This is a genomic window from Aeromonas sp. s6, from assembly GCF_040907815.1.
Lineage (GTDB): Bacteria > Pseudomonadota > Gammaproteobacteria > Enterobacterales > Aeromonadaceae > Aeromonas > Aeromonas caviae.
Genome location: NZ_JBFOCN010000122.1, coordinates 173,857 through 191,664, shown reverse-complemented (window position 1 = coordinate 191,664; position 17,808 = coordinate 173,857). Strand labels below are relative to the sequence as shown.

Sequence of the window (17,808 nt, the reverse complement as noted above, 5' to 3'; positions counted from 1 at the left end):
CGGGCCAAGTCCGATGGGGAAGGCAAAAGGCGGGTGGCTGTGCCTTGGAGGGACTCAGATCCAGCCCAGGTGCGTCAGCCAGCCCTGGATGCGCCCCGGCGTCTCCTCCAGATCCATCAGGGCATAGGGGCGGTAGTTGAGCTTGTGGCTGCGGCGGCTCTCGCTTCTGCGGGCTTCGGCCGCCAGCAGGGGCCAGCGTCCTCCCTCCTCCTGATAGAGATCCAGGGTAGGGATGCTGCCCTGGGCTATCTGCTTGGCGAGGGTCTGGTTGCTCAGCTGGTTGGGGAAAAAGCCGTCGAGCAGCACCAAGGCATCGGGGGCGGGCAACTGTTCGCTGGCGATGAGGTTGGCGGCCCAGGCGGCGCTGGTACCCTGGGCCAGCAGCAGCTTGAAGCCCCCCTCCTGCAGCTTGGCATCCCCCAGCTTGCTGATGCGGGAGGCAAACTGCTTGCGAAAATCGTCGATGACCTGCTGTTTCTTCTCGGCGGCGGGGTCGAGCTCGGTCTGCTGCGGCGAGGGGAGCAGCAGCAGGGTATCGAAACCGAGGCGCCCCAGCTCCCGGGTCAGTTGCCACAGCTGGCCGCTGCGCTGCCAGTCGGGCAGCAGGATGACCAGACCCACGTAGTTGTCGCTGTCGTGCTTGGCAAACAGTACCTGTTGCTTGTCCACCCTGGTGCTGTCGGGTATTCCCTGCCAGTCGCTGCTCTGCCAGTAGTCGGGGGGAACCAGGGGGGCTGGATCCGGGGCGGCGCCTGACGGTGCCTGCCCGGCGCCGTGGGCGGCAAAAGCAAGCAGGGTCAGCAGCAGATAGGGGCGAAATGTCATGGGGGATCCTCCAGCACTCCCTCATAGCGGCCTCGCCGGGGGTTTCTTTAGGGCAAGGGGGCACATCGGCATCGGCGGTGGCGAAGAGGGTCTGACCGGCGGGCCGGACACGGGGCCAGGATTGTTCCAAATGGCAAAGCATTCCCGGTTTTGATTGTTCCATCCTGTGACCCATACATGGTTCAGTAAGGGCAGGCAGACAGGGGGCCGGGGCATGTCGTCACTGGCCGCAGGCGGAGAATTCTTCCCCCTGTCTCGTCAGAACGAGAGATTCACCCTCACTTTCCATCGACAGGGAGCGTTATCGCCATGAGCACCTTGGTTCACTTGCCCATCCTCGACCTGAGGCAGCTGGATGCCTCGCCCGACGCTCGGGCCGATTTTCTGGCATCGTTGCGCGATGCCGCGAGAGAGACGGGATTTTTCTACCTGACCGGCCACGGCATCGATCCCGAGCTGCAACAGGAGGTACAGCAGCTGTCGCGGGCCTTCTTTGCGCTGCCTCTGGCGGCCAAGCAGCAGGTCGCCATGATCCACTCTCCCCATTTTCGTGGCTACAACCGACCGGGGGCGGAGCTGACCCGGGGTCAACCCGACTGGCGAGAGCAGTTTGATATCGGTGCCGATCGCCCTGCCTTGCCGCGCGCGGCGGGCGACCCGCCCTGGTGGCGGTTGCAGGGGCCGAATCAGTGGCCGGAGGCGCTGCCGACACTGCAACCCGTGCTGACGCGCTGGCGTGGGCAGATGACCCGCATGTCCCGTACCCTGCTCGGGGCTTTTGCCGAGGCGCTCGCACTGTCGCCAGATGCCTTCGATGCCCTGCACGGAGAGCGTCCCAACGAACATATCAAGCTGATCCGCTATCCCGGTGAGCGGGGCGCCACCCAGGGGGTCGGTCCCCACAAGGATTCGGGCTTCCTGAGCTTCCTGCTGCAGGATGACCAGCCCGGCCTGCAGGTGGAGGTGGCGCCGGATCACTGGATCGACGCGCTCCCGCTCCCCGGCACCTTCGTGGTCAACATCGGTGAGCTGCTGGAGCTCGCCAGCAACGGCTACCTGCGGGCGACCGTGCACCGGGTGGTGCCGTCGGCGCCGGGGCAGGAGCGTCTCTCCATCGCCTTCTTCCTGGGGGCCCAGCTCGACGCCGTGGTGCCCGTCTATCCGCTGCCCGAGGCTCTGGCCCGTGAAGCCAGGGGGCCTGCCACCGACCCGCACAATCCGCTGCTGCGGGAGGTGGGCTGGAACTACCTCAAGGGGCGGCTGCGTTCCCACCCTGATGTGGCATTGCGCCACCATGCCGATCTGTTGCCGGCGCCCCGGGCGCTGGCGGTCGGCGAAACCACCCATTGATTGCATGGCAAGGAGCACAAGATGAACAAGCACGGACTGTTTTCCCTGAGCGGCCTGGTATTGGCCCTCGGACTCTCTCTCTCCGCCCAGGCAGCCCAGGCGCTGCGGGTTGCCGCGGATCCACTGCCCCATGCGGATATCCTCGGCGAGGTGAAACGCCAGGACCCTTCGCTGGATCTGCAGGTGATCGAGCTCAGCGGCGGCATCAATGCCAATGCCCTGTTGGTGGCGGGTGATGTGGATGCCAACTACTTCCAGCACGTCCCTTACCTGCGGGATCAGGAGAAGGCGCTCGGCACCGAGCTGGTGGTGGCCGCGACCGTACACGTGGAGCCTCTTGGCATCTATTCGAAGAAGTTCAAGCACCTGAGGGAGGTACCGGAAAAGGCGGTGATCGCCCTGCCCAACAATGTCACCAACCTGAGCCGGGCCCTCTATCTGTTGCAGCACGAGGGGCTCATCACCCTCAAGGCCGGCCATGAAGATCCGGCGCGGGATCTGGCGACGGTGCACGACATCGCCACCAACCCCAAGGCGCTCAAGATCCTGGAGATCGAGGCGCCGCAGCTGCCGCGCTCCCTCGACGACGTGGATCTGGCGGTGATCAATGGCAACTATGCCCTGGAGGCGGGGCTGGAGCCTGCTCGCGATGCCCTGGGGCTGGAGAGCGCCCAGAACAATCCCTACGCCAACATCCTGGTGACCACCCCGGCGCTCAAGGATGATCCGCGGATCCGCCAGTTGGCGCGGGACCTGGAGTCCAGGGCGATCGCCGACTTCATTCGCAAGAGCTACAAGGGGTCGGTGATCCCGATGGCCGGGCGGCAGTCATGATAGTGCTGGAGGGGCTCGGCAAGCAGTACCCGGGGCACGGGCAACCCGCTCTGGAGGGAGTGTCGCTCGAGATTCCGGATGGGGCCATCTACGGCATTCTCGGGCGCAGCGGCGCGGGCAAGAGCACGCTCATTCGTTGCCTCAATCTGCTGGAGCGGCCAAGCCGGGGCCGCATCCTGTTCGATGGCCGCGACATCACGGCCCTGGAGGGGGCGGCCTTGCGCCGCCACCGTCAGGGGACCGGCATGATTTTCCAGCACTTCAATCTGCTGCACGCCCGCAGCGTGGAGGAGAACGTGGCAGTCCCGATGGAAATCGCCGGAGTGGCGCGCCGGGAGCGGGCTGCCCGGGTCAGCGAGCTGCTGGAACTGGTGGGGCTTGGCGAGCACCGTCGCGCCTTTCCCTCCCAGTTGTCGGGGGGACAGAAGCAACGAGTGGGCATCGCCCGCGCCCTGGCCGCCAATCCGCGCCACTTGCTCTGTGACGAGGCGACCAGTGCCCTGGATCCGGAGACCACGGAGTCGGTGCTGGCGCTGCTTGCCGACATCAACCGCCGCCTCGGGATCACCATAGTGCTCATCACCCACGAGCTGGAGGTGGTCAGGGCCATCTGCGATCACGCGGCATTGCTTGAACGGGGTCAGCTGGTGGAAAGCGGCGCTCTGGGCACCCTGCTGGCCAACCCCGACTCCCGCGTGCGGCAGGCCCTGTTGCCGGATCCCGAGATCCTGCGGCGTTTCATGGCGCGTCACGGAGTCACAGAGGAGGTGCGTTTATGCAGAGTCGCCTGAGTGTCGATGCCTTGCTCGAACTGATGTATCAGGGGTCGCTCGAAACGCTCTACATGGTGGGAGTGGCGGCCGTGTTCACCCTGCTGCTGGGGCTGCCGACCGGGGTGCTGCTGGTGGTGACCCGTCCCGGGGGCGTGCTGCCCTTGCCCCGTCTCAACATGGTGCTGGGGATCGGTATCAACATCGGGCGGTCGCTCCCCTTCGTGGTGCTCCTGATCGCCCTGATCCCCCTGACCCGGCTGGTGGTCGGCACCTCACTGGGCAGCACCGCCGCCATCGTTCCCATTACCCTGGGGGCCTTCCCCTTCTTTGCCCGGGTGGTGGAGAGCGCCCTCGATGAGGTGGACAAGGGGCGCGTCGAAGCCGTGCTCGCCATGGGGGGCAGCGGCTGGCACGTGGTCGTCAAGGCGCTGCTGCCCGAGGCCTTGCCGGCGCTGCTGGCCGGACTCACCCTGACGGTGGTGATGCTCATTGGCTTCTCCTCCATGGCGGGGGTAGTCGGTGGCGGCGGGCTCGGGGATCTGGCGATCCGCTACGGCTACCAGCGCTTTGACGACAAGGTGATGGCAGGGACAGTGGTCATGTTGCTGCTGCTGGTGCAACTGGTACAGGGGGTGGGGGACAGGCTGGTGCGGGCACTGGCCCATCGCCGCTAGAGGCACGGCTTCTCATCAGGCTGGCCGTCAGGTGCCAGCCAATAAAAAAGCGAGCCTTGGCTCGCTTTTTTTGCAATCACATCAAGGGGTCAACTTAGTTGACGCGACGCTTGAATTCACCGGTACGGGTGTCGATTTCGATCTTGTCACCGATCTCCACGAAGGCGGCAACGGCCAGCTCGTAGGAGGTGCCCTTCAGGCGGGCAGGCTTGGTCACTTTACCGGAGGTGTCGCCACGGGCGGCCGGCTCGGTGTACTCGACTTCACGCACGATGGTGGTCGGCAGTTCTACGGAGATGGCTTTCTCGTTGTAGAAAGTCACTTCGCAGAGGTCTTCCATGCCGTCTACCAGGTAGTTCAGGGCATCACCCAGGTTGTCTTTCTCGACGTCGTACTGGTTGTACTCGGTGTCCATGAAGACATACAGCGGGTCGGAGTAGTAGGAGTAGGTGCACTCTTTACGCTCCAGCTGAACGACTTCCAGCTTGTCGTCGGCCTTGAAGACGGTCTCGGTGGCGCTGCCGTTCAGCAGACCCTTCAGCTTCATCTTGACCACGGCGGAGTTACGGCCGGATTTGTTGAATTCAGCCTTCTGGACCACCATCGGCTCGGTGCCGATCATGACTACGTTACCAGCGCGGATTTCCTGTGCGGTTTTCATGTAAAAAATTCCTGTTCGTGAAACGGACGGATAAAAACTGCCAGATTATATACGGCTTTCTAAAAATTTCACCAACCTCGTGACGAGATCCCCGTCCGCCAGCAGCCTCTGTGGCCAGGTGCGCCCATGTTGCTGCCATATGGCCGCGTATTGCGGCCATTGTGCCCAGAGTTCACCCGTATGCTCCCCCCGGTTGAGGGCATGGTTGAAGCGGCGCAGCCACTGACCGGCCGACGCTGGCAAGGGGGAGAGGTAGTGGTCGAGAAAACCGTCCAGCTTGACCATGTGGGCATCCTCTTCCTGCTGGTAGATGTGCCAGAGGAAGGGGCGCCCCGCCCACTGGGCCCGCACGAAGGAGTCCTCTCCGCGCACCAGGTTGAGATCGCAGCTCCACAGCAGGCGATCGTAGCCCCTCTGATCGGTCATCGGCAGCAGCTTGATGGTGAGGTTGCCCGCCTGGAGCAGATCTCCGGCCCTGGCACCGGGAATGGCCTCTGCCAGCCCTGCGCCGATGAGCACGTCGTCGAGGGAGCGCCCCAGCGGCAGCAGCAGGGTGACGGGGGTGACGCTCTGGCGCCAGCCCTCGACCAGGCTCCTGAGCGCCTCGCTCTCGTAGGTGAAGAGGCTGACCCGCAGCTCGTCTTCTCGTTGGGGTGGCAGGCCGAGGCTGGCCCAGTAGGCGGCCAGTCCCGCTACATCCTGTTGCCAGCGCTCGCGCTCGACGATGAGGCCTCGCTCGCACAAGAGGCCGCCCGTTTTCTGCGTGAAACCCGGGAAGAAGAAGTACTTGTCGAGGCGCTGGCTGCCGACCTGCTGGGGCGAGGCGAGGCCATGGCAATCCTCGACCCAGCTCTCGGCGGAGAGGTATTCGAGGTTGATCCAGCAGGGGGGCGTGGTCTGCTCGGCCATGCGTTCGATAAAGGGGGCGGGCAGCTCGCAGGCAAACGCCTCGATGACCACCCTGGCCGGGGTCATGTCGGCGGGGAGGCGCTCGTGCCAGTGCTGGACATAGATGCCATCGATCCACTGACCGTTCTGTGCGGGGTCGAGCGCCGGGCAGATGCGGGCGAAGCTAGCCAGATCGTCCACCCAGAGCCGCACCTGCACCTCACTCTTCTGCGCCGGGAGCGCGCCTTCCTGTTTGAGCTGGCGGGCGAGCCGCCAGGTGACGCCGATGTCACCGAAGTTGTCGACGACGCAGCAGAAGATGTCCCAGTCGAAGGGGGGAAGAGGGCTTGTCATGGCGCAGGGTCCCAGATGCAAAAAAACCGGTGCGCAGGGTAGCACACCGGTTGGCTGGCTTCTAACGGTCGGCTCGGGGCCGAAGGAGGAACTTACTCCTTGCCGTAGACGTTGTTCTCCTGCTCGCGCACCCGGATGAAGGTGGTGCGTTTGGTGAGCTCTTTCAACTGGCTGGCCCCCACATAGGTGCAGGTGGATCGCACCCCGCCCAGGATGTCGCGCACCGTGTTCTCCACCGGGCCGCGGTAGGGCAGCAGCACGGTTTTGCCTTCGGAGGCGCGATACTCGGCGACGCCGCCAGCGTGCTTGTCCATGGCGCTGGCCGAGCTCATGCCGTAGAACTTCATGAAGGGCTCGCCATCGACCTCGACGATTTCACCGCCGCACTCTTCGTGAGCGGCCAGCATGCCCCCCAGCATCACGAAGTCGGCGCCACCGCCAAATGCCTTGGCCACATCCCCCGGGCAGGTGCAGCCGCCGTCACCGACGATCTGGCCACCCAGGCCGTGTGCCGCATCGGCACACTCGATGATGGCGGAGAGCTGCGGGTAGCCGACCCCGGTCTTGACCCGGGTGGTGCAGACCGAGCCCGGGCCTATGCCCACCTTGACGATGTCGGCGCCGGAGAGGATCAGCTCCTCCACAATCTCGCCGGTCACCACGTTGCCCGCCAGGATGACGTGGTTCGGGCAGGCCTCGCGGATCTTGCGCAAAAACTCGACGAAGTGCTGGGAGTAGCCGTTGGCCACGTCCACGCAGATGAAGCGCAGGGCGCTGGACATCGCGAGGATCTGGCGTGTCTTGGTGAAGTCCTCCTCCGAGGTGCCGGTAGAGACCATCACATGGCCCAGCAGGGCCGGGTCGGTCTCATTGACGAAGGTTTGCCACTGCGCAAGGCTGTAGTGCTTGTGCACAGCCGTCATCATCTCGAAGCTGGCTAGGGTACGCGCCATGGCGAAGCTGCCGACGGTATCCATGTTGGCGGCGATGACGGGCACGCCCTGCCATTGGGTCTGGGTGTGCTTGAAGGTGAACTGGCGGGTCAGGCTGACTTGGGAACGGCTCTTTAGAGTAGAGCGCTTGGGGCGAAACAGGACATCCTTGAAACCGAGCTTCAAGTCTTCTTCGATACGCATTGCGAATTCCTTATTGAGCCTTGTGTGAGAGGTCACTTTGCAGTGGCAACTTTTCGGCAGGCGCAAAAAAACCGGTGGTTTTCAGGCCCTCCGGTTTACAGCAGTGTAGGCAAAAATCCCGTCAGAACAAGACTGATAATTCACGCACCGCTGTGGTAGCCTTTGGCGTCACAACCTGAGGATGGCCGCCAGCGTCATCCAGCACCCTGTTCTCCCCTCGTTTTCCTGCTGCATTCCCCACTCACGCGCCGTGCCCGGCATGGATTGTCGCCTGTTGGCACCGCGTCCAGAGCCCGCTCCCCTGCGCGCCAGAATCCGGTTGACCCGGCAGTTGGCTGTGATACATCTGGGCGCAAGACTGACAAGGCGAGAGAGCATGATGGGCAAGAGAATGGTGGCGGCGGCCATGATGTGGGTGCTGTGCGGCAGCGCGATGGCGGCCCAGACCAGCTATGGCTGGATCGAGAAGGGGGTGCTGATGCCCTACGGAGTGGCGGTCAAGATGAAGCTCGATACCGGTGCTCTCACTTCGTCGCTGGATGCCCGCGACCTGAAGCATTTCAAGAAGGATGGCAAGCCCTGGGTGCGCTTCAACCTGGTGCTGACCGATGCCAATACCGACAAGGTGGTGCGCCGGAGCGTGGAGCGACCGGTGGAGCGCAGCGTGACGGTGCGCGGGGCGGGCGGCATGGAGCAGCGCCCGACGGTGACTATGTCCGTCTGCGTCGGGGACCAGGTCTACAAGGAGTGGTTCACCCTGCGGGATCGCAGCAAGATGATCTACCCGGTGCTGCTGGGGCGCCGTCTGCTGGCGGAGCTGGGACCGGTGGATTCGAGCCGGACCTTCACGGTACAGCCCACCTGCGACTAGGGTGGGGCTGCCATGAAAAACGGGGGCCTGGCCCCCGTTTTTCATGGCGTGCGCAAAGGCTGACCCGTCATGCCTGGCGCGAGACGGGCAGCAGCACGCTCACTTCGAGCCCCCCTTCAGGCCGATTGTGGATGTCGAGATCCGCTCCGTGAAGCTGGGCGATGCGCGAGACGATGGCCATGCCAAGGCCCACGCCATCCCCCTGCTGGGGATTGACCCGGAAGAAGCGTTCGCACAACCGGGAGAGGGCGGCGGTGGGGATGCCGGGGCCGTTGTCCCGCACATCCACCCGGATCCGGTTGCCCACCTGGCTCACCACCACGGCGACCTCGCCGCCCACCTGGGTGTAGCGCAGCGCATTGTCGATGAGGTTGCCGAACATCAGCTCCAGCAACATCGCCTGTCCCATTACCTGCACCTGTTCGGCGCCCTCCAGGGACAGCTGTTGATCCTTTTTCAGGGCGATGGGGGCCAGGGTCGCCAGGGTGCCCTGCAACAGGGGGAACAAGGGAAGGGCGGTGAGGGCCGGGCTCTGCTGGTTGTCGATGCGGGCCTGGGTCAGCAACTGGCGGATCAGCCGGTCGCTGCGATCGAGGGCCAAGAGCATCTTGCGCAGGGCCTGCTCCCGGCTCTGATCATCCTCGGCCGTCATGGCGTTCTCGCTGTGGATGCGCAGCACCGCGAGGGGCGTGCGCAGCTCGTGGGCGGCCTCGTTGGTGAACTGTTTCTCCCGATCCAGGGTGTCAGCGAGGGCGTGCATCAGCCGGTTGATCTCCCCCACCAGCGGCGTCAGTTCCTCGGCCTTGATGGCGAGATTGAGGGGGCTCAGGTTGGCGGGATGACGCTCGCCGATGGCTTGCGCCAGCTGGTGCAGCGGTGACAGCCCCCGGGTGATCAGCCACCACAGCAGACCGAGCAGGAAGGGCAGGGTGATGAAGAGGGGCAGCATGGTGAGGGTGGCCATCTTGCTGGCCAGTTCGCTGCGTTCGTCATCCCGCTCCGCCACGATGAGCCAGGTCTGTTCACCTTCGTTGTAGAGGGTAAAGGTGCGCCACTCGTGGTGATCCTTGGTCTCGCTGTTGAAGCCCCGCTCCAGGGTGGTCAACGGTTGGGCCGGGGCATTGGGCGAGCGCAGCAGCACGGCGCCCTGCTCGCTCAGCAACTGGAAGTAGAGGTTGTGTTCGAATTCATGGCCATAGGGGGTGAACTCGTTGTCCTGGCCGAACTGGAAGAAGCCGCCCTTCTCGATGTGGGGCGTCTCGGGGACGGCCTGCACCCACTCCTGGTACACGGTGCCGTTGCGCGGCAGCTCGCCGCTCTGCTTGAGATAGCGGCTGAGCAACTGGTTGGTGATGCGGGCGGACTGGGCGAGACGGGCATCAAACAGCTCTTCCATTTCGTGGTTGGCCTGCAGGTAGCCGATAAGGCCGCTGATGGCGAGGCTGAGGCTGACCAGGGCCAGGATGCCGGAGAGCAGGAAACGGCGGATGGAACGGACACGGCTCATGGGGCGGAGGCTCCTCTTGCGCCCTGGACGTCGAGCTGGGGCACGATGTAACCGACGCCGCGAATGTTGCGGATGAGCTCGGGGAAGAATTTCTTGCGCAGGTGGTGAATGTGCACCTCCACCGCGTTGCTCTCTGCCCCCTCGTCCCAGCCGTAGAGGCTCTGTTGCAGTTGATCCCGGCTCAATACCCGGCCGCTCTGGGTGATGAGCTCCTGCAACAGCTTGTACTCGTGGGGGGTGAGCTTGACCGGCTCGCCCCGATAGGTGACCTGTTGTGACGCGGGGAAGAGCTGCAGCTCCCCGTACTCCAGCACCGCCTGGGCCTGCCCCTTGCTGCGCCGCACCAGGGCGCGCAGCCGGGCGTTGAGCTCCTGCAGGGCGAAGGGTTTGACCATGTAGTCGTCGGAGCCTGCATCCAGCCCCAGCACCCGGTCGTCCAGGGCATCACGGGCGGTCAGGATGAGCACGGGCAGGGTCTGCCCCTCCCGGCGCAACTTGCGCAGCAGGCTGATGCCGTCGATGTCCGGCAGGTTGAGATCCAGGACAAGGGCGGCAAACTCCTCGCTCTTGAGCGCCGAGAGGGCCGGCATCCCCTGCTGGAGCCAGTCCACCGTGTAGCCGCTGCTGCGCAGGGCATCCACCATGCCGTCTCCCAGCATCACATCATCTTCCACCAACAGGATCCGCATTGTTCTCTCCCTCAAACGACACTGCCCACCAGTATGCAAGCTGGTGGGCAGAGTTGAAATAGCACACTGTGCTGCTTGTGTTTACAGCTTGGCGAGACGCTCGCGAATTTCCATTCTGCGGCCCTCGTCCGCCACCTCGCGGCCAGGGCGCGCCGGGGCGGCCAGGGCCTTGTCCAGATAGACCTTCGCCTGTGCCTTGTCACCCTGATCCAGCAGGAAGTCGCCGTAGAAGAAGTTGGGGTCGATGCCGGTGGGATTGATGGCCAGCGCCTGCTTGAGCAGCTTCTCCGCCTTCTCGTCGTCACCAAAGCCCACCGGCCAGCCCGGTACCTGGTAGTAGAGGGAGCCCAGGCTGGTGTAGGCCGAGCCTTCCAGCGCCTTGGGATCCTGCTTGATGGCGATCTCGAGCTTGGCCTTGGCCTCCTTCACCAGACCAAGGGCGCCGAGGCCGCCCTTGGCCCCCGCCCAGGTGCTCTTGACGATGGCGGACCAGATCAGCAGATCGGTGCGAAATGCCTCCTTGGCACTCGCCTCATCGGCCTTGGCACTCAGGCTCTCCAGGCAGCTCTCCTTGGCGTTGCCGGTCTGCTGGTACTGGCAGTGGGCCCACTCCTGCTGAATGGTGGGCAGGGCATCGGCGGCCTGTGCCAGACCGCTTGCCAGCAGGCCTCCCAGGACGAGCAACAGGGGGCCGTGACCAAATCGGGGACGGAAAGTGGTGTGCTTCATCTCAATGTTCCTTCTCGTTTGTCGCACAGGCGGGATCGCTCCTGTGATCGGGGGCAGGGGAGGCGGTGCGGCGGGCGTGGCGCTCGATGATCGGGCGCTGCTTGGCCAGGGCCATGTCCACCAAGGCGGGCAGCAGGCCGTTGAGCCGCACAAAGAGCTTTTCCGGCCAGCCAAGCCAGCGGCGGCGCGTTTCGTTGCACAGGGCGATGACGGCCTCCTCGGCCACGTCCTGTGGGCTGTCGGTCCGGGTGCCGAGCTCGGCATTCATGGCATAGGCCGCCTCGGAATTGAGGTGGGTGCGGGTGGCGCGAGGGGCAAAGTGCAGCACCTTGATGCCGGTTCCCTCCAGCTCCCGCCCCAGGGACTCGCTGAAGCCGCGCATGGCGAACTTGCTGGCGCAATAGACGCTGTAGCCGGCAAAACCGATGGCCCCGAGGCTGGAGCCGATGTTCATGATGATGGCGGGCTTGCGCAGCCGAGGCAGCAGGGCCCGGGTGAGCTGGATGGGCGCCTCGACGTTGAGCAGCAACTGGCGTGTCACCTGCTCGCTGCTCTGATCTTCCAGCCAGGCGAACTGGTTGCAGCCCGCACTGTTGATGAGCACGTCCAGCCCCTCGTCCAGGGCCGGATGTTGCAGCAGCTGCGCCCGCTCATGGGGAGAGCCAAGATCGGCCGTCACCGTCTGGTGGCGATCCGGATGAGGCAGCTCCCGGCGCAGGCGCTCCAGGGCGCTGGCCCGACGACCGTGCAGCAGCAGATGGGCACCCTGGGCCGCCAGTTCATGGGCCAGGGCTTCACCAATGCCGCCACTGGCGCCAGTCAGCAGTATGCGTTTGCCTTCAAGCTTCATTGGCATGATCCCGTGAGCTGATAGAGCATGTCGCCATAGAGGCGGTAGACCACCTTGGCGGCGTGAATGATGGCGGCCTGATCGGCAGCATCTTCCACCCGGTTCATCAGGGATTCGAAGAACTTGAGGTGCTCCTGGTCCAGGGCCCCGTGGGAGCTCAGGTAGCTCATGGCCTGGGGCGGCAGACCCAGACCGCTCTTGAGCTGGTCGGCGACGGTCAGGGCGATGGCGACGCTGGTGCCTTCCAGCACCTGCACCATGCCGAAGAACCCCATGGGGTTGCCGCGCTGGATCTGGTCGTAGAGGAAGGCCACCATCAACTCGATGGGCAGGCCCGGCTGGCCGTGGCGCACCGCCTCGGCATCACCGCCGCAGGCACGGATGTCGTTCAGGATCCACTCCTGATGGCCGTACTCCTCGTCGATGTACTCCCTGATGGCGCCACGCACCCATTCGTACTCCTGCCCCAGCTTGCCGCCGGTGGCCATCAGGAGCGGCACCGTGTGGCGCACGTGGTAGTAGGCCTGTGCCAGGAAGGCGAGGTAGGTGTCACGGCTGATGTCGCCGCGGCGGCAGGCCTCGATGATGGGGGCGTTGAACAGGCGTTCGCGCTCGCAGGCGGTGGCTTGTTGCAGGGTCTGGTAGAAGCTCATGAGGTCTCTCCTGTGAGGCATTGGCTGATCTGCCGGGAAAAATGGTGATAAATCTCGTTGCGACGGGGGCGCCCGTTGGCCGTCAGGAGGCCAGGGAGCTGATCCAGGGCGACCGGCAACCAGTGATGGATGCGGGCGTAATCGGGCAACTGCTGGTTGAGCCGGGCAATCTGCTCTGGCAATTGGGACTGGCTGCCCGGCAGCGGCTGGATAAGGGCCACATTGGCGGGCTGACCGTCACCGAAGATGACGATGCGGGCGATGGCCGGGCAGAGCTGGGCCTGGGCTTCCACCCACTCCGGGGAGAAGTTGCGACCAAAGGCGGTGATCTGCACGTTCTTCTTGCGCCCCGTGATATGGAGATAGCCCTCCTCGTCGAGCCGACCCAGATCCCCTGTGGCGATCTGTGTTAAGGAAGAGGTGCCTGTGGCGATCTGACTGCCCGTCTCGCCCTCTTCCCCCAGGTAGCCCAGCATGGCGCTGCCGCTGACCATGACTTCGCCGTCTGCGGCGATCGTCACCTGGCAGTGGGGCAGGGGCAGGCCGACGCTGCCGGGACGATCCCCGTGGGGGCCGTTCAGGGCGACCACGGAGCCGCATTCGGAGAGACCGTATCCCTCGTAGACCGGCAGCCCCGCCGCACGGGCGTGAGCGATGAGTTCGGGGGCGACCTTGCCGCCGCCCACGGCGACGAAGCGCAGAGTGCCGAGCTGTGTCGCCAGGGCAGGGGTATTGAGGCACAGGGCCAGCAGCAGGCGCAGCAACTCGGGTACCAGCACCAGGCTGTGGCTGGGCCAGCGCAGCAGTGCCTGGGCCAGGGCCGCAGGATCCAGCTTGCTGGAGCCCGAGAAGCCGAGTTCCCCCAGGGAAGGGATGCGGCTGCAGGCGCCGGTCAGCAGCGGTACATACAAGCCGGTCAGGTTCTCCAGCAAGGTGGTGAGGGGCAGCAGGGTCAGGTGTTTCTCAACCCGGGCAGGGGCCACCCGCAGGGCAAGGGATCCGCAGACCGCCGTCATCTGTTCCAGCGACAGGCAGACGCCCTTGGGTTGCCCCGTGGTGCCCGAGGTATAGGTGATCTTGGCGGTGCTCGCAGGCAGCTCGGGGAGGCGGGCCGGGATGCGGCGCCACAGGGGCACGGCGTGCTCATTGGGCCTGCCTGCCATGAGCACGAGGGGTGAGGCGGCTTGCCACCCCTGGTGCTCCGGGCCGACCAGGGCGTCTGCTCCGCTGCTTTCCAGCAGCCACGTCTGCTGCGCCGGACTGAAGAAGTGGGGAACCGGGATGACCACGATGCCGGCCCAGGTGCAGGCGAGATCGATCAGTGCCCAGGGCAGGCCGTTGTCGAGTTGCAGGGCCAGGCGGCGGATGCCGGCCCCTTGCAGCACTCCTGCCAGTTGCTGGATCTGCTGCCACAGGCTCTGGTAATCCAGCTCACCCTGGCTGCCTAGCAGCGCAGGCTGGTGCGGGGTCTGGCTGGCATGGTGGGCGATGGTGTCGAACAGCGTCATTGCGCGCACCTCCTGTCGATGTCGGCATGGTTAAAAAGGCGGGGCATGGGCCCCAGCAGGTTGAGCAGCAGGCTGCTCTGTGCGAGCACCTCGCGCCCCTGGTTGATGTCGCCTGCCATCACCTTGGGCTGGCAGCGGTAGTATTCGCCCCAGGCGCTGGCATCCTCTCCCACCTGATGGGCCTCTGCGAGTGCCAGCTCCACCGGGTTGAGACGCAGGCGGGTAAAGCTGTTGCGCAGCTTGGCGGTGCCGGTGAACACCACGTAGTCCAGGGCGTTGTCACACAGCAGACGACACAGCGCGGCAAACATCAGGCGGGCGTGACCCGGTTCGCTGCAAGCAAGATTGCCCACTTCGATGATGCGGTGGCGGGCCGGACGGACCCCAAGACGAGTCTCGATGGCGGCCTCGACAGGCTGCTCCAGATATTGCTCCAGATAGAGCGGTTGCTCGTGCTCGCCATGGCAGGCCTGGTTAAGGCCGCAGGCACCGACCAGCACGCCATCTGCCCGGTAGAGCCCGAGCAGGCAGGGCAGGAAATGGGGAATGCGGGCGTTGAACTCGAGGGTGTAGGCGGCCTGGATATAGGTTTGCAGCGCCATGACCTGCTGCGGGGATTCGGCCAGGATCAACCGGTAGGGGGCTTGGATCTCGATGGTCATGGTTGGCTCCTTCTCTTGCGATGGGATGAGAGTAAAAGGGCAAACTTAAGAAACCCTTAAGGCGCAAAAAAAGACGAAAAAAACTGACGGGGGGTGAACGGGGGGCGATGGGGGCACCAGACAAAACAGTTGCCAGCAGCGGGCGTGGCAGGCAATCTGCCCCGCTGTCGCCACCCGAGGAGCTGCCATGTCATCCCCTGTTCACTGTCCCCTGTGTCTCTCCCCTCGGCACCATGCTCTGCCGGTGGCGGGCAAGGGCTATTACCGCTGCCTGGCGTGCGAGCTGGTCTGGATGGACGAGGCGGATCACCTGGACGAGGGGGCCGAGAAGGCGGTCTATGACGGGCACGACAACCGGGTGGACGATCCCCGCTACCGGGCCTTTCTGATGCGTGCCTTTGGCGAGGTGCTGGCCCGGGTGTCGCTTCCTGCCAGCGGTCTCGATTTTGGCTGCGGCCCCGGGCCCGCCCTCATCGCCATGGGGCGGGAGGCGGGCTTCGAGATGGCGGGCTACGACAAGTTCTATGCCGACGACCCAGAGTGCCTGACAAGGCAATACGACTTCATCACCAGCACCGAGGTGATAGAGCACATCGCCACCCCCCGTGCCGTGCTGGACACGCTCTGGGGCTGTCTCAAGCCCGGCGGGGTGCTGGTGTTGCAGACCCAGCGGGTGCTGGGGGACGAGCGCTTCAAGACCTGGCGCTATCGCCACGATCCCACTCACATCGTCTTCTTCGCAGAGGCCTCGTTCCGTGCCCTGGCGGTCCGCTGGCAGGCTGAGGTCGAGTTTCCTTATGCGGATGTGGCGCTGTTCACCAAACCCTGAGCCGGGCGTTTTCATTTGGCCATGAGTTGGGCATGCTGGTGGCCTGATACCCAGGAACGGATGCCCCTATCTCCATGTCGATCCCCCACCTCTCATTGCAAGACGCCCGCCACCTGCAACTGGCGGCCCAGGGGCTGCTGACCCCGCGCCGCGCCAGAGCAACCCCCGCCGACCTGCTCGCCTGCATTCGCCGCATGGCGTTGCTGCAGATAGACACCATCTCCGTGGTGGCCCGCAGCCCCTATCTGGTGCTGTTCAGCCGTCTCGGCCACTACGATCCGCGCTGGCTGGAACAACTGCTGGCCGATGGTGACCTCTTCGAATACTGGGCTCATGAGGCCTGTTTCGTCCCCCGGGAAGATTACCGGCTGCTGCGCCATCGCATGCTGGATCCCGCCGCCATGGGCTGGAAGTTCTCCGCCCAGTGGCTCAAGACCCACGGCGGCGAGATAGCGCAGATAGTCGAGCGCATACGCCAGGATGGCCCGGTGCGGGCGGCAGACTTCGAGCGCAAGGGGGACAAGGGCAACGGCTGGTGGGACTGGAAGCCCGAAAAGCGCCACCTGGAGGTGCTGTTTACCGCAGGCCAGCTGATGGTGCGCGAACGGCGCAATTTCCAGCGGGTCTACGATCTCGCCGAGCGGGTCATGCCGGAGTGGAATGACGAGCGGGATCTGCCGAGTCCTGATCTCGCCCGGCGGGACATGGTGCGAGCCAGTTGCCGGGCGCTGGGGCTGGTCAAGACCGGTTGGGTGGCGGATTACTATCGCCTTAAACGGGGGAAATACGACGCCCTGCTCCACCAGCTGGCGGACGAGGGGGAGCTGTTGCCGGTACGAGTGGAGGGGTGGCAGCACGGAGCCTTCGTTCACGCCTCCCTGGCCGATGAGCTGGTCTGGGCCCAGGCGGGCACCCTCAAGGCGAGCCACACTGCCGTGCTCTCGCCCTTTGACCCGCTGGTGTGGGATCGCAAGCGGGCCAGCGAGTTGTTTGGCTTTGACTATCGCATCGAGTGCTATACCCCGGCCCCCAAGCGCCAGTACGGTTATTTCGTGCTGCCGTTGCTGCATCGCGGCAAGCTGGTGGGCAGGATGGACGCCAAGGCCCATCGCAAGGAGGGGGTGTTTGAGGTCAAGAGCCTCTATCTGGAAGACGGGGTCAGGGTGACCCGGACCCTGGCCCAGGATCTGGGCAAGGCCATCCAGAAGCTGGCGGAGTGGCACCAGACCCCGTTGCTGCGTTATGGCAACGTTCCTGCTCCCTTGTTGGCTCAATGGCAGGAGGTGGCACGCTGAGGAAGGACGCCTACCCTCGCATCAAGCCGGGCAGCACCAGCGCAACGGCCGCGGCGATGCGCGCGCGGATGTCGCTGCCCGGCGCCAGCAAGCCGAGCGCCATCTGGCGCAGCGGCTCCGCCATGGTCATCGCCAGCAGCAGGTCGCTGGTCTGGGCGGTGTCCAGCTCGCGCAGCCAGCCCAGTTGCTGCTGGCGCTGTAGCCACGCCGCCAGCGTCGCTCTGCCGCGGGCAATGCCGTTCTCCTGATAGGCCGCCAGCAGGGCATCGCGCCCCGCGAACTCATGCTGCAGCAGCCGGAACATGCCCACCGCCGGTGCGCTCAGCACCTGTCCCGCTATGGCCTGCAAGCCCAGCTCCAGCATCTCCCCCAGCGCGCCTGGATGAGCGGCATCCTGCTCGAAGGCCGGCTGGAAGGCATCGGTCCAGCTGCGCACCGCCTGCGCCACCAGCTCGTCGCGATTGGCGGCGAAGCGGTAGAGGGTCTTCTTGGCAACCCCCGCCTCTTTGGCCACCGCATCCACGGTCGCAGCGCCGTAGCCCCCCTTGAGCAACAAGGTCAGCGTCGCCTCGGCGAGGGCGGCGCGAAGGTCGGCTTCAGGGGTGACCGGACGGCCTCGTGAGCGTGTTTCTTCATCGTTCTGGTGCGACATATGGGCTCCTGGAAAGCATTGACAGACCCAGCATACAGGCATAGCGTAATTTAAGAAACGAACTTAGT

At 64.9% G+C, this 17,808-nt stretch carries 19 protein-coding genes; 7 read left to right on the top strand and 12 right to left on the bottom strand.

The window, feature by feature from the left end; translation table 11 throughout:
* Positions 1-54 precede the first annotated feature (54 nt).
* A complete protein-coding gene (locus AB5Y50_RS19990; RefSeq protein ID WP_039041094.1) occupies positions 55-825 on the bottom strand; it encodes a DUF3530 family protein in 771 nt (256 codons plus the stop codon).
* Positions 826-1,134: 309 nt separating this feature from the next.
* On the opposite strand from AB5Y50_RS19990, the gene AB5Y50_RS19985 reads away from it, so the two are divergent.
* Genes AB5Y50_RS19985 through AB5Y50_RS19970 form a run of 4 tightly spaced genes read left to right on the top strand, consistent with a single transcriptional unit; the run spans position 1,135 to position 4,456 of the window.
* Positions 1,135-2,175, top strand: coding sequence for an isopenicillin N synthase family oxygenase (locus AB5Y50_RS19985; RefSeq protein WP_039041093.1), 1,041 nt, complete (start codon positions 1,135-1,137; stop codon positions 2,173-2,175).
* Between the two features lie 21 nt (positions 2,176-2,196).
* Positions 2,197-3,009, top strand: coding sequence for a MetQ/NlpA family ABC transporter substrate-binding protein (locus AB5Y50_RS19980; protein ID WP_180911441.1), 813 nt, complete (start codon positions 2,197-2,199; stop codon positions 3,007-3,009).
* The gene (locus AB5Y50_RS19975; protein ID WP_180911442.1) at positions 3,006-3,800 is read left to right on the top strand and encodes a methionine ABC transporter ATP-binding protein; all 795 of its coding nucleotides are present in this window, start codon (positions 3,006-3,008) and stop codon (positions 3,798-3,800) included. Before AB5Y50_RS19980 ends, AB5Y50_RS19975 begins: the two co-directional genes overlap by 4 nt.
* Complete coding sequence (locus AB5Y50_RS19970; protein ID WP_010673787.1) at positions 3,785-4,456, top strand: methionine ABC transporter permease; 672 nt, start codon at positions 3,785-3,787, stop codon at positions 4,454-4,456. The genes AB5Y50_RS19975 and AB5Y50_RS19970 overlap by 16 nt, the downstream gene beginning before the upstream one ends.
* Before the next feature lie 94 nt (positions 4,457-4,550).
* Here the strand turns inward: AB5Y50_RS19970 and efp are convergent, their stop codons facing one another.
* From efp to AB5Y50_RS19955, 3 genes are all read right to left on the bottom strand, one after another.
* Positions 4,551-5,117, bottom strand: coding sequence for an elongation factor P (gene efp, locus AB5Y50_RS19965; RefSeq protein WP_010673788.1), 567 nt, complete (start codon positions 5,115-5,117; stop codon positions 4,551-4,553).
* Positions 5,118-5,162: 45 nt separating this feature from the next.
* A complete protein-coding gene (gene earP / locus AB5Y50_RS19960) occupies positions 5,163-6,359 on the bottom strand; it encodes an elongation factor P maturation arginine rhamnosyltransferase EarP (RefSeq protein ID WP_180911443.1) in 1,197 nt (398 codons plus the stop codon).
* Positions 6,360-6,451: 92 nt separating this feature from the next.
* The gene (locus AB5Y50_RS19955; RefSeq protein WP_180911444.1) at positions 6,452-7,495 is read right to left on the bottom strand and encodes a GMP reductase; all 1,044 of its coding nucleotides are present in this window, start codon (positions 7,493-7,495) and stop codon (positions 6,452-6,454) included.
* A gap of 409 nt (positions 7,496-7,904) precedes the next feature.
* On the opposite strand from AB5Y50_RS19955, the gene AB5Y50_RS19950 reads away from it, so the two are divergent.
* A complete protein-coding gene (locus AB5Y50_RS19950; RefSeq protein WP_227656182.1) occupies positions 7,905-8,366 on the top strand; it encodes an ATP-dependent zinc protease in 462 nt (153 codons plus the stop codon).
* A gap of 67 nt (positions 8,367-8,433) precedes the next feature.
* Here AB5Y50_RS19950 and AB5Y50_RS19945 read toward each other — a convergent pair whose 3' ends face one another.
* From AB5Y50_RS19945 to AB5Y50_RS19915, 7 genes are all read right to left on the bottom strand, one after another.
* Positions 8,434-9,873, bottom strand: a complete 1,440-nt coding sequence (locus AB5Y50_RS19945; RefSeq protein WP_041212543.1) for an ATP-binding protein — start codon at positions 9,871-9,873, stop codon at positions 8,434-8,436.
* Positions 9,870-10,562, bottom strand: a complete 693-nt coding sequence (locus tag AB5Y50_RS19940; protein WP_041215642.1) for a response regulator — start codon at positions 10,560-10,562, stop codon at positions 9,870-9,872. Before AB5Y50_RS19940 ends, AB5Y50_RS19945 begins: the two co-directional genes overlap by 4 nt.
* An 81-nt stretch (positions 10,563-10,643) precedes the next feature.
* Positions 10,644-11,291, bottom strand: coding sequence for a tetratricopeptide repeat protein (locus AB5Y50_RS19935; protein ID WP_045525602.1), 648 nt, complete (start codon positions 11,289-11,291; stop codon positions 10,644-10,646).
* A 1-nt stretch (position 11,292) separates the two neighbouring features.
* The gene (locus AB5Y50_RS19930) at positions 11,293-12,141 is read right to left on the bottom strand and encodes an SDR family oxidoreductase (RefSeq protein ID WP_039039562.1); all 849 of its coding nucleotides are present in this window, start codon (positions 12,139-12,141) and stop codon (positions 11,293-11,295) included.
* On the bottom strand, positions 12,138-12,794 hold the full coding sequence (locus tag AB5Y50_RS19925; RefSeq protein WP_039039563.1) for a TenA family transcriptional regulator: 657 nt from the start codon (positions 12,792-12,794) through the stop codon (positions 12,138-12,140). Before AB5Y50_RS19925 ends, AB5Y50_RS19930 begins: the two co-directional genes overlap by 4 nt.
* Positions 12,791-14,302, bottom strand: a complete 1,512-nt coding sequence (locus AB5Y50_RS19920; protein ID WP_180911445.1) for an AMP-binding protein — start codon at positions 14,300-14,302, stop codon at positions 12,791-12,793. Before AB5Y50_RS19920 ends, AB5Y50_RS19925 begins: the two co-directional genes overlap by 4 nt.
* Positions 14,299-14,964, bottom strand: a complete 666-nt coding sequence (locus AB5Y50_RS19915) for a thermostable hemolysin (RefSeq protein ID WP_041215639.1) — start codon at positions 14,962-14,964, stop codon at positions 14,299-14,301. Before AB5Y50_RS19915 ends, AB5Y50_RS19920 begins: the two co-directional genes overlap by 4 nt.
* A 187-nt stretch (positions 14,965-15,151) precedes the next feature.
* On the opposite strand from AB5Y50_RS19915, the gene AB5Y50_RS19910 reads away from it, so the two are divergent.
* Together AB5Y50_RS19910 and AB5Y50_RS19905 are read left to right on the top strand one after the other, a co-directional pair.
* The gene (locus AB5Y50_RS19910) at positions 15,152-15,793 is read left to right on the top strand and encodes a class I SAM-dependent methyltransferase (RefSeq protein ID WP_180911446.1); all 642 of its coding nucleotides are present in this window, start codon (positions 15,152-15,154) and stop codon (positions 15,791-15,793) included.
* 74 nt (positions 15,794-15,867) lie between these two features.
* Complete coding sequence (locus tag AB5Y50_RS19905) at positions 15,868-17,088, top strand: winged helix-turn-helix domain-containing protein (RefSeq protein WP_180911447.1); 1,221 nt, start codon at positions 15,868-15,870, stop codon at positions 17,086-17,088.
* A 10-nt stretch (positions 17,089-17,098) separates the two neighbouring features.
* Here the strand turns inward: AB5Y50_RS19905 and AB5Y50_RS19900 are convergent, their stop codons facing one another.
* Positions 17,099-17,740 carry a TetR/AcrR family transcriptional regulator gene (locus AB5Y50_RS19900; RefSeq protein ID WP_180911448.1) on the bottom strand — a complete coding sequence of 214 codons (642 nt, stop codon included), beginning with the start codon at positions 17,738-17,740 and terminating at the stop codon, positions 17,099-17,101.
* Positions 17,741-17,808 lie beyond the last annotated feature (68 nt).

Coding starts and splice junctions, on each gene's coding strand:
- efp (WP_010673788.1), bottom strand. CDS start 5,117: ATGAAAACCGCACAGGAAATCCGCGCTGGTAACGTAGTCATGATCGGC.
- AB5Y50_RS19950 (WP_227656182.1), top strand. CDS start 7,905: ATGTGGGTGCTGTGCGGCAGCGCGATGGCGGCCCAGACCAGCTATGGC.
- AB5Y50_RS19980 (WP_180911441.1), top strand. CDS start 2,197: ATGAACAAGCACGGACTGTTTTCCCTGAGCGGCCTGGTATTGGCCCTC.
- AB5Y50_RS19955 (WP_180911444.1), bottom strand. CDS start 7,495: ATGCGTATCGAAGAAGACTTGAAGCTCGGTTTCAAGGATGTCCTGTTT.
- AB5Y50_RS19945 (WP_041212543.1), bottom strand. CDS start 9,873: ATGAGCCGTGTCCGTTCCATCCGCCGTTTCCTGCTCTCCGGCATCCTG.
- earP (WP_180911443.1), bottom strand. CDS start 6,359: ATGACAAGCCCTCTTCCCCCCTTCGACTGGGACATCTTCTGCTGCGTC.
- AB5Y50_RS19915 (WP_041215639.1), bottom strand. CDS start 14,964: ATGACCATCGAGATCCAAGCCCCCTACCGGTTGATCCTGGCCGAATCC.
- AB5Y50_RS19920 (WP_180911445.1), bottom strand. CDS start 14,302: ATGACGCTGTTCGACACCATCGCCCACCATGCCAGCCAGACCCCGCAC.
- AB5Y50_RS19910 (WP_180911446.1), top strand. CDS start 15,152: ATGTCATCCCCTGTTCACTGTCCCCTGTGTCTCTCCCCTCGGCACCAT.
- AB5Y50_RS19970 (WP_010673787.1), top strand. CDS start 3,785: ATGCAGAGTCGCCTGAGTGTCGATGCCTTGCTCGAACTGATGTATCAG.
- AB5Y50_RS19990 (WP_039041094.1), bottom strand. CDS start 825: ATGACATTTCGCCCCTATCTGCTGCTGACCCTGCTTGCTTTTGCCGCC.
- AB5Y50_RS19925 (WP_039039563.1), bottom strand. CDS start 12,794: ATGAGCTTCTACCAGACCCTGCAACAAGCCACCGCCTGCGAGCGCGAA.
- AB5Y50_RS19905 (WP_180911447.1), top strand. CDS start 15,868: ATGTCGATCCCCCACCTCTCATTGCAAGACGCCCGCCACCTGCAACTG.
- AB5Y50_RS19900 (WP_180911448.1), bottom strand. CDS start 17,740: ATGTCGCACCAGAACGATGAAGAAACACGCTCACGAGGCCGTCCGGTC.
- AB5Y50_RS19940 (WP_041215642.1), bottom strand. CDS start 10,562: ATGCGGATCCTGTTGGTGGAAGATGATGTGATGCTGGGAGACGGCATG.
- AB5Y50_RS19985 (WP_039041093.1), top strand. CDS start 1,135: ATGAGCACCTTGGTTCACTTGCCCATCCTCGACCTGAGGCAGCTGGAT.
- AB5Y50_RS19935 (WP_045525602.1), bottom strand. CDS start 11,291: ATGAAGCACACCACTTTCCGTCCCCGATTTGGTCACGGCCCCCTGTTG.
- AB5Y50_RS19975 (WP_180911442.1), top strand. CDS start 3,006: ATGATAGTGCTGGAGGGGCTCGGCAAGCAGTACCCGGGGCACGGGCAA.
- AB5Y50_RS19930 (WP_039039562.1), bottom strand. CDS start 12,141: ATGAAGCTTGAAGGCAAACGCATACTGCTGACTGGCGCCAGTGGCGGC.